This is a genomic window from Collinsella sp. HCP3S3_E11, assembly GCF_052067375.1.
Classification (GTDB): domain Bacteria; phylum Actinomycetota; class Coriobacteriia; order Coriobacteriales; family Coriobacteriaceae; genus Collinsella.
In genome coordinates, this window is record NZ_JBQHQI010000041.1 from 1 (window position 1) to 474 (window position 474).

At 69.8% G+C, this 474-nt stretch carries 1 pseudogene; it reads left to right on the plus strand.

The window, feature by feature from the left end:
* Nucleotides 1–72 precede the first annotated feature (72 nt).
* Nucleotides 73–474 (plus strand): annotated as a pseudogene (locus ACTM86_RS08975) (IS21 family transposase); the annotation flags it as partial.

Genomic DNA, 474 nt, shown 5'->3' on the forward strand with positions numbered 1-474 from the left:
CTAACGCACTTTCACCAACTGCGCTAACGGAACTATGCTCCGATCGGGTATCCGACCCGGGAGGAGCGGGATATGGAGCGAAACGTAATGGGAGAGCTGAACGTCTACAGGTGGTCCGGCGCGAAGCCGAACTTCAGCGAGATCGCGAGGAGGCACGGCATGGACCGGCACACGGTCGCCAAGTACTGGCGGGAGGGCGAGTCCGCCGCCGACGGGAGGTCCGCGAGGGGCAGCGCCTTCGACCCGCTCGAGGAGGTGATCCGCTCGAAGGCCCAGCTGCCCGGGATGACCAAGATGGCCGTCTACGCGTTCCTGCGCGAGGGCCGCGGGGAGGGGCTGCCCGGGTACGGCGCCTTCACCGCGTGGTGCCGGGCCCGCGACGTGCCCTTCGGGGGCGCGGGCGGCCGCGAGCCGCACCCGCGGTTCGAGACGCCCCCGGGCAGGCAGCTGCAGTTCGACTGGAAGGAGGGCATG